Below are 1,940 nucleotides of genomic sequence, written 5' to 3' on the forward strand. Positions count from 1 at the left end.
AGAAAGATGAAGAATCCTAAGCGCCCGTGAGGGTGTGAAAGATGCTCGGTAAAGCGAGAGCGAAGCGCGAGCGAAAAGCTAACGCCAGTCGAAGCATTTTTACAAGAGATTTTGTTTTAATCAAGGCGCGGACGCGAACGAGCGAAGGAACATACATCAGTATGTGGCTGAGCGAGAGAGTGTGCGCAACGCGGAGTAAAATAAAAGATCGCAGTAAAAATTGGGGTCGTAGCTCAGCTGGGAGAGCACCTGCCTTGCACGCAGGGGGTCAGGAGTTCGATCCTCCTCGGCTCCACCAATTTAGAGGGTTCTAGAGGATAGTCCAGATTAAAGTGCTTTGCGGAGTCATTTAATCTGGAATAACCAGACGTTCATTAAAAAGATGGTAAATGAAGAGGTAACACAAGCGACTTGTATTGAGCAGTAAACATATAATTTTGAGGTAATTGAGATTATATGGTCAAGAAGAGAAGCGCAAACGGTGGATGCCTTGGCAGTAAGAGGCGAAGAAGGACGTGGAATCCTGCGAAAAGCTTTGGTGAGCTGGAAACGAGCGCTGAGCCAGAGATGTCCGAATGGGGGAACCCGGCCATGCGTGAGCATGGTCATCTATGACTGAATACATAGGTTATAGAGGCGAACTCGGGGAACTGAAACATCTAAGTACCCGAAGGAAAAGAAATCAAAAGAGATTCTCCAAGTAGCGGCGAGCGAACGGGGAGGAGCCTGGCGTGATTTATTGTGAGATGAAGTGGAACAATTTGGGAAAGTTGGCGAGAGAGGGTGAAAGCCCCGTACACGAGAGTTTCATGAAGAACTAGGCACGCGAAGAAGTAGGCCGGGACACGTGTAATCCTGGTTGAAGAAGGGTGGACCATCATCCAAGGCTAAATACTACTTACTGACCGATAGTGAACCAGTACCGTGAGGGAAAGGTGAAAAGAACCCCGGAGAGGGGAGTGAAATAGAACCTGAAACCGTTTGCGTACAAGCAGTGGGAGCATGGCTTAGGCTGTGTGACTGCGTACCTTTTGTATAATGGGTCAGCGAGTTACTTTCAGTGGCGAGGTTAACTGAATAAGGGAGCCGTAGAGAAATCGAGTCTGAATAGGGCGAGAGTCGCTGTGAGTAGACCCGAAACCGGGCGATCTAGTCATGTGCAGGATGAAGGTTGGGTAACACCAACTGGAGGTCCGAACCGGGTAATGTTGAAAAATTATCGGATGACGTGTGACTAGGAGTGAAAGGCTAATCAAGCCCGGAGATAGCTGGTTCTCCCCGAAAGCTATTTAGGTAGCGCCTCGTGAATGATTACTGGGGGTAGAGCACTGTTTCGGCTAGGGGGCTGTCATGGCTTACCAAACCGATGCAAACTCCGAATACCGGCTAATTGAATCACGGGAGACACACGGCGGGTGCTAACGTCCGTCGTGAAGAGGGAAACAACCCAGACCGCCAGCTAAGGTCCCCAAGTACTAGTTAAGTGGGAAACGATGTGGGAAGGCATAGACAGCCAGGAGGTTGGCTTAGAAGCAGCCACCCTTTAAAGAAAGCGTAATAGCTCACTGGTCGAGTCGGCCTGCGCGGAAGATGTAACGGGGCTAAAACTAGTCACCGAAGCTGCGGATGTGTACTGTGTACACGTGGTAGGGGAGCGTTCTGTAAGCTGATGAAGGTGCATTGAGAAGTGTGCTGGAGGTATCAGAAGTGCGAATGCTGACATGAGTAACGATAATGAGGGTGAAAAGCCCTCACGCCGGAAGTCCCAGGTTTCCTGCACGACGTTAATCGGAGCAGGGTGAGTCGGCCCCTAAGGCGAGGCTGAAGAGCGTAGTCGATGGGAACCAGGTTAATATTCCTGGACTTTTTATAAGTGGTGAAGTGGGGACGAAGAAGGCTAGGTGAGCCAGGCGATGGTTGTCCTGGTATGTGCATGTAGG

Annotated in this window: 1 tRNA gene and 1 other annotated feature (1 of these 2 running past the window's edge); the gene reads left to right on the forward strand. The window is 50.2% G+C overall.

Annotated features, from left to right (window positions below):
* Positions 1 to 222: 222 nt before the first annotated feature.
* Positions 223 to 298 (forward strand) — tRNA-Ala (locus Lgra_RS14415).
* Positions 299 to 458: 160 nt separating this feature from the next.
* Positions 459 to 1,940, forward strand: a sequence feature (mutual gap in cmsearch alignment for this rRNA model is longer than 100); it runs 1,457 nt beyond the window's last position.

Origin of the sequence: Legionella gratiana (genome assembly GCF_001467695.1) — a bacterium.
GTDB classification, from domain to species: domain Bacteria; phylum Pseudomonadota; class Gammaproteobacteria; order Legionellales; family Legionellaceae; genus Legionella; species Legionella gratiana.